This is a genomic window from Pseudomonas sp. SW-3, from assembly GCF_016615645.1.
Taxonomy (GTDB): Bacteria; Pseudomonadota; Gammaproteobacteria; order Pseudomonadales; family Pseudomonadaceae; genus Aquipseudomonas; species Aquipseudomonas mandelii.
In genome coordinates, this window is the sequence record NZ_CP067098.1 from 5,830,373 (window position 1) to 5,837,500 (window position 7,128).

At 52.7% G+C, this 7,128-nt stretch carries 6 protein-coding genes, 4 tRNA genes and 2 rRNA genes (1 of these 12 running past the window's edge); all 12 read right to left on the reverse strand.

All coding sequences use genetic code 11. The features are described from left to right. Window positions 1-67: 67 nt before the first annotated feature. Window positions 68-601, reverse strand: coding sequence for a transcription termination/antitermination protein NusG (nusG, locus tag JIO00_RS26465; protein ID WP_007896622.1), 534 nt, complete (start codon window positions 599-601; stop codon window positions 68-70). 9 nt (window positions 602-610) lie between these two features. Continuing rightward, window positions 611-979 (reverse strand): preprotein translocase subunit SecE, encoded by a 369-nt coding sequence (secE, locus tag JIO00_RS26470; protein ID WP_008145488.1) that lies wholly within the window; start codon window positions 977-979, stop codon window positions 611-613. A gap of 45 nt (window positions 980-1,024) precedes the next feature. Further along, window positions 1,025-1,100: transfer RNA gene (locus JIO00_RS26475), tRNA-Trp, on the reverse strand. 53 nt (window positions 1,101-1,153) lie between these two features. Then, window positions 1,154-2,347 carry an elongation factor Tu gene (gene tuf, locus JIO00_RS26480; protein ID WP_010467251.1) on the reverse strand — a complete coding sequence of 398 codons (1,194 nt, stop codon included), beginning with the start codon at window positions 2,345-2,347 and terminating at the stop codon, window positions 1,154-1,156. A gap of 83 nt (window positions 2,348-2,430) precedes the next feature. After that, window positions 2,431-2,506: transfer RNA gene (locus JIO00_RS26485), tRNA-Thr, on the reverse strand. Window positions 2,507-2,533: 27 nt separating this feature from the next. Continuing rightward, window positions 2,534-2,607, reverse strand: a tRNA-Gly gene (locus JIO00_RS26490). A gap of 24 nt (window positions 2,608-2,631) precedes the next feature. Beyond that, window positions 2,632-2,716 (reverse strand) — tRNA-Tyr (locus JIO00_RS26495). A 142-nt stretch (window positions 2,717-2,858) separates the two neighbouring features. After that, complete coding sequence (locus JIO00_RS26500) at window positions 2,859-3,299, reverse strand: hypothetical protein (protein WP_200667143.1); 441 nt, start codon at window positions 3,297-3,299, stop codon at window positions 2,859-2,861. A 7-nt stretch (window positions 3,300-3,306) separates the two neighbouring features. Next, window positions 3,307-4,056, reverse strand: a complete 750-nt coding sequence (locus JIO00_RS26505) for a pantothenate kinase (RefSeq protein WP_200667145.1) — start codon at window positions 4,054-4,056, stop codon at window positions 3,307-3,309. Beyond that, window positions 4,046-5,005 carry a bifunctional biotin--[acetyl-CoA-carboxylase] ligase/biotin operon repressor BirA gene (gene birA / locus JIO00_RS26510; RefSeq protein WP_077749258.1) on the reverse strand — a complete coding sequence of 320 codons (960 nt, stop codon included), beginning with the start codon at window positions 5,003-5,005 and terminating at the stop codon, window positions 4,046-4,048. Before birA ends, JIO00_RS26505 begins: the two co-directional genes overlap by 11 nt. Before the next feature lie 136 nt (window positions 5,006-5,141). After that, a 5S ribosomal RNA gene (gene rrf / locus JIO00_RS26515) occupies window positions 5,142-5,257 on the reverse strand. A gap of 158 nt (window positions 5,258-5,415) precedes the next feature. Further along, window positions 5,416-7,128 (reverse strand): 23S ribosomal RNA (locus tag JIO00_RS26520) (it continues 1,179 nt past the right edge of the window).

Sequence of the window (7,128 nt, forward strand, 5' to 3'; positions counted from 1 at the left end):
TGCGCGTTTATCCCAGTGACGACAAAACCCCACAGCCTAGGGCTGCGGGGTTGGGATGCTTGCTCAGCTAGACCTTTTCGACCTGACTGAACTCTAACTCTACCGGAGTAGAGCGACCGAAAATGAGCACTGCCACTTGGATCCGGCTCTTTTCGTAGTTAACTTCTTCGACCGTGCCAGTGAAATCAGCAAACGGCCCGTCATTGACACGCACCGACTCGCCCGGCTCGAACAACGTCTTCGGCTTCGGCTTGTCGCTACCATCAGCAACACGACGCAGAATCGCTTCTGCCTCTTTATCAGTGATCGGCGCAGGTTTATCAGCTGTACCACCGATGAAACCCATCACCCGAGGAGTATCCTTGACCAAGTGCCAAGTACCCTCATTCATGTCCATCTGAACCAGCACATAACCTGGGAAGAATTTGCGCTCGCTTTTGCGTTTCTGGCCATTACGCATTTCAACCACTTCTTCAGTGGGAACCAGAATCTCGCCAAAGCCATCTTCCATGCCAGCCAGCTTTACGCGCTCTACCAACGAGCGCATGACATGCTTCTCGTAACCGGAGTAAGCATGCACAACGTACCAACGCTTAGCCACGGGACACCCTTAGCCGACAATCAAGGAAACAAGCCAGCCGAGCAGGGAATCAAGCCCCCACAACAGCAACGCCATAACCAGAACAACAGCCACAACAATCAGCGTGGTCTGCGTGGTTTCTTGGCGAGTTGGCCACACGACTTTACGAATTTCGGTGCGAGCTTCCTTAACCAGTACAAAGAAAGACTTGCCCTTGACTGTCTGCAGGCCTACAAAGGCAGCTACGGCAGCAATGGCGAGCAATGCAAGTACGCGGTACAGGATCGGCGAAGCAGAGTAATACTGATTGCCAACAACGCCAACAACCACCAATGCGACTACTACAAGCCACTTGAGCAGATCGAAGCGAGAGCCTTGAGCTTCAGCTTTAGGAGTCATCTATGAAGATCCTGTGAAAAGAAAGCCAGACACACCAAGTGAATCTGGCAGGTCAGGAGGGAATCGAACCCCCAACCTACGGTTTTGGAGACCGTCGCTCTGCCAATTGAGCTACTGACCTAAAACAAAATCAGGCCGACCATTATGCCGGCCCGAAAAAGACATTACAACAATTTACTCGATAACTTTGGCTACGACACCAGCGCCGACGGTACGACCGCCTTCACGGATAGCGAAACGCAAGCCATCTTCCATCGCGATGGTTTTGATCAGAGTGACAGTCATTTGAATGTTGTCACCTGGCATCACCATTTCAACGCCTTCTGGCAATTCGCAGTTACCAGTCACATCAGTTGTACGGAAGTAGAACTGCGGACGATAACCCTTGAAGAACGGAGTATGACGCCCTCCTTCTTCCTTGCTCAGAACGTAAACCTCAGCAGTGAACTTGGTATGCGGCTTGACTGTGCCCGGCTTGACCAGTACCTGGCCACGCTCGACATCATCACGCTTGGTACCGCGCAGCAGAACGCCGCAGTTCTCGCCAGCACGACCTTCGTCGAGCAGCTTGCGGAACATCTCAACACCAGTACAAGTAGTTTTGACAGTGTCACGAAGACCAACAATCTCAACTTCTTCCTGAATGCGGACAATGCCACGCTCAACACGACCAGTCACAACAGTGCCGCGACCGGAGATCGAGAACACATCCTCGATCGGCATCAGGAACGGCTTATCAATAGCACGCTCAGGCTGCGGAATATATGTATCCAGCGTCTCGACCAACTTCTTGACGGCAGTGGTACCCATCTCGTTGTCGTCTTGACCGTTCAACGCCATCAGCGCCGAACCAATGATGATAGGAGTGTCGTCGCCTGGGAAATCGTAAGTGCTCAACAGATCGCGCACTTCCATCTCAACCAGCTCCAACAGCTCAGCATCGTCAACCATGTCAGCCTTGTTCAGGAAGACAACGATGTACGGAACGCCAACCTGACGGGACAACAGGATGTGCTCACGGGTTTGCGGCATCGGACCATCAGCGGCCGAGCAAACCAGAATAGCGCCATCCATCTGAGCAGCACCGGTAATCATGTTCTTTACGTAGTCGGCATGACCTGGACAGTCAACGTGCGCGTAGTGACGCACAGCCGAATCGTACTCAACGTGAGCTGTGTTAATGGTGATACCACGTGCTTTTTCTTCTGGGGCGCTATCGATCTTGTCGAAGTCAACCTTTGCCGAACCGAAAACCTCGGAGCAGACACGGGTCAGCGCAGCGGTCAGGGTAGTTTTGCCGTGGTCTACGTGACCAATGGTGCCTACGTTGACGTGCGGCTTATTACGTTCGAACTTTTCCTTAGCCATCGAAGCAACCCCCAGCAGAAGATTTAAACAGTAATACCAGCCATTAAAACAAAGGCAGATATTTTCATATCTGCCTTGTTATATGGAGCTCTTGAGCGGATTTGAACCGCTGACCTCACCCTTACCAAGGGTGTGCTCTACCAACTGAGCTACAAGAGCGTAACGCCTTTGCAGGACCTGCAAACTTGGAGCGGGTAGCGGGAATCGAACCCGCATCATCAGCTTGGAAGGCTGAGGTTCTACCACTAAACTATACCCGCGGAGCTTGCAGCTCTCGCTAAAAATGGTGGAGGGGGAAGGATTCGAACCTTCGAAGTCGTAGACGTCAGATTTACAGTCTGATCCCTTTGGCCGCTCGGGAACCCCTCCTAAGCGAGCCGGCATTCTATATCATGCCGACCTTCTGTCAAGCATTTTCTCATTAAAAACCTGAGGTTAGCTGCGTTGACACCGCTTCGTACCGCTGACCGTTAAAGGTCTTCACTGCGAAGCGGGCGCCATTCTATGCAAACTATTCCGAAGGCGCAACCCCCTCGCACGGCATTATTTTATGTTTTAACTCATTGAATTCTTTGGAAAGGTTTAGCAACTGAAGATCATCCACTAAACGCCGGCTTTCAGGTGCTACACGGAGCCAGTAGCCAGACGGATCAGAGGAGTCTTTTGGCAAGGCTTGAACTTTGATATCCATCCTACCCAGTCGGCGCTCAGCTGCCAGGGCGACCTCCTGACGGGTGAAACCACCCAAATAAAGGCAGCCACTATCGGCCGACGCCAACTTTACCTTCTCACGTCCTGCATCAGCTGCCTCGCTTAGCAAACGGATATCCTGGTGCGATCCTCGATACAAACTCAAAGGCGTTACATCTTTCGCACGCAGCGGGGCCTCTTGTTGATGCCAGATGTAATAGAAGACATTGAGAACCAGCAACAGCAGGAACAACCAACGCATAAGAACCTCAAGACAAAGGGCATGCCATCGCCAGACCTACAAACACCAGGTCTGGAACCAGCCTGGCATCCGGTACGATTTCAGAGACGAGCGTCGCATCGCCTCCCGTGAGGAATACCGCAAAATCCTTCCCCCAATAACTACGCGCCATTTCCAGCTGAGTCAGGACAAACCCCCTCAACATCAGCGAACATCCACGCTCAACCGCCTCAACAGTTGTGCGACCAGGCACGAGGCTTTCCAGCGCACGCTCGGCTGCGATATCGCCATAGCGAATCTTACGGGTATGAGTTCGCAACTGGTTGCGCATCAGAGGCATTCCAGGGCAAATAAACCCGCCAAGATGCTCTCCGTCCCCCGCAATAAAATCAGCAGTCACTGCCGTACCGAAATCGAGCACCAGACAGGCTCCTGGGGAAAGATGAAATCCACCAAGCATCGCAAGCCATCGATCAAGTCCCAACCGCTCGAACTCTTCGTATCCATTTCGAACGCCAGCCATCTCGCGCGCCGGCGCGGCACATATCGCGGACACTGAGAACGTTTGTGCCAGTAGAGAAGTCAATGCAGCAGTCTCTTCGGTCGTTCTCACGCTGACCAACCGACAATGTTTGAGGGACAGCCCCTCAAGTCGATTCAGGCTTTCCAGCAACGCGAGATCCGAATCCACCACCCCCTCTCCAAACACCTGCTTGGCATCCGCATAGAGAACGCGCCACTTTATAAAACTGTTTCCGCAGTCGAGCTCAAGAATCATCACGCAACCTCAGGCTGAGCTCACCACCACTAAAGACTTTTTCCACACCATTTACCTTCAAGCGTAAGGCACCCTGGCTGTCGATACCCAACACCTCACCATCAATCTGGTTGACACCAGCAATCAACGAGACTGCCCGCCCTTGCCAAAGATGGTTCTGCTCCCATTCCCGCTGAATGGCGGAAAACCCATCAATCTGATGACGGGTCAGATATTTCTGAAGCATCAACCCTAATTGCGCGACAAGGTGATTGCGATCAAGCACCCCGCCCGACTCCAGCCGCACGGATGTCCATTGCTGATCAATCTCATCGGTTGCCTGCATGTTCACATTAATTCCAACACCCAGCACCACGTGACACACATCAGCAGGATCACCCACCAACTCGAGCAATATCCCGGCGATCTTTTTCTGACCAACCAGAACATCGTTGGGCCACTTCAAGCCCGCGCCCGGGATACCGAGATCTCTCAACGTTTGCATGACAGCAAGCCCGACCACAAGACTCAACCCTTCGAGCTGACGCATTCCACCTTCGATGCGCAATACGAGGCTGTAATAGATGTTTTCTGCGAAAGGACTGGCCCAATTTCGCCCACGTCGGCCGCGACCCGCAGTCTGCCGTTCGGAGAGCACCAAAAATGGTGCAGCCTGGCCTCGGTGTATTGCGCGCAACGCTTCAGCATTAGTGGAGTCAATTGAGTCGAAGAGCAGAATAGGCCAGTCGCACGAGGGCGCCTGTTCTTTTATGCGGGCAGGATCAAGCAGCGTCAGTGGCGTAGCCAATTGATAGCCACGTCCGCGCACCTTGTGGATAGACAAGCCAAGCTCAGCTTCTAAATGCTGTAGCTGCTTCCATACCGCACTACGACTGATGCCCAAGGCGACGCCCAGGGCCTGACCCGAATGGAACTTGCCATCCTTAAGAAGCTTTAACAACGTCAGCATGCAAGTCTCGCCTCACAATGAGGCCCGCATGATAGCCATGCCCCGGGCCGTTGCATAGAAACCCGGAGAGCCAGATTTTCCTGCGGACAAAACAAAACCCCTACCTGCATACGCAGATAGGGGTTTCGGAATTTAATCTTGACGATGACCTACTCTCACATGGGGAAACCCCACACTACCATCGGCGATGCATCGTTTCACTGCTGAGTTCGGGATGGGATCAGGTGGTTCCAATGCTCTATGGTCGTCAAGAAATTCGGTAGCCAGGTCGTTTGCCTTACGGCACACGCTCCAGCGAATGGGTATGTGATAGATCTCGGTGTTTGTGAACAATCGAACTTTCGGTTCGTTTCGTCTTCACACACCGCAATTTGGTGCCCTTTCAGGTCAGCAAATTGCTTGGGTGTTATATGGTCAAGCCTCACGGGCAATTAGTATTGGTTAGCTCAACGCCTCACAGCGCTTACACACCCAACCTATCAACGTCGTAGTCTTCGACGGCCCTTCAGGGGACTCAAGGTCCCAGTGAGATCTCATCTTGAGGCTAGTTTCCCGCTTAGATGCTTTCAGCGGTTATCTATTCCGAACATAGCTACCCGGCAATGCCACTGGCGTGACAACCGGAACACCAGAGGTTCGTCCACTCCGGTCCTCTCGTACTAGGAGCAGCCCCTCTCAAATCTCAAACGTCCACGGCAGATAGGGACCGAACTGTCTCACGACGTTCTAAACCCAGCTCGCGTACCACTTTAAATGGCGAACAGCCATACCCTTGGGACCGGCTTCAGCCCCAGGATGTGATGAGCCGACATCGAGGTGCCAAACACCGCCGTCGATATGAACTCTTGGGCGGTATCAGCCTGTTATCCCCGGAGTACCTTTTATCCGTTGAGCGATGGCCCTTCCATACAGAACCACCGGATCACTAAGACCTACTTTCGTACCTGCTCGACGTGTCTGTCTCGCAGTCAAGCGCGCTTTTGCCTTTATACTCTACGACCGATTTCCGACCGGTCTGAGCGCACCTTCGTACTCCTCCGTTACTCTTTAGGAGGAGACCGCCCCAGTCAAACTACCCACCATACACTGTCCTCGATCCGGATAACGGACCTGAGTTAGAACCTCAAAGTTGCCAGGGTGGTATTTCAAGGTTGGCTCCACGCGAACTGGCGTCCACGCTTCAAAGCCTCCCACCTATCCTACACAAGCAAATTCAAAGTCCAGTGCAAAGCTATAGTAAAGGTTCACGGGGTCTTTCCGTCTAGCCGCGGATACACTGCATCTTCACAGCGATTTCAATTTCACTGAGTCTCGGGTGGAGACAGCGCCGCCATCGTTACGCCATTCGTGCAGGTCGGAACTTACCCGACAAGGAATTTCGCTACCTTAGGACCGTTATAGTTACGGCCGCCGTTTACCGGGGCTTCGATCAAGAGCTTCGCGTTAGCTAACCCCATCAATTAACCTTCCGGCACCGGGCAGGCGTCACACCCTATACGTCCACTTTCGTGTTTGCAGAGTGCTGTGTTTTTAATAAACAGTCGCAGCGGCCTGGTATCTTCGACCGGCATGGGCTTACGCAGTAAATGCTTCACCCTCACCGGCGCACCTTCTCCCGAAGTTACGGTGCCATTTTGCCTAGTTCCTTCACCCGAGTTCTCTCAAGCGCCTTGGTATTCTCTACCCAACCACCTGTGTCGGTTTGGGGTACGGTTCCTGGTTACCTGAAGCTTAGAAGCTTTTCTTGGAAGCATGGCATCAACCACTTCGTGTTCTAAAAGAACACTCGTCATCAGCTCTCGGCCTTAGAATCCCGGATTTACCTAAGATTCCAGCCTACCACCTTAAACTTGGACAACCAACGCCAAGCTGGCCTAGCCTTCTCCGTCCCTCCATCGCAATAACCAGAAGTACAGGAATATTAACCTGTTTTCCATCGACTACGCTTTTCAGCCTCGCCTTAGGGACCGACTAACCCTGCGTCGATTAACGTTGCGCAGGAAACCTTGGTCTTTCGGCGTGGGTGTTTTTCACACCCATTGTCGTTACTCATGTCAGCATTCGCACTTCTGATACCTCCAGCAAGCTTCTCAACTCACCTTCACAGGCTTACAGAACGCTCC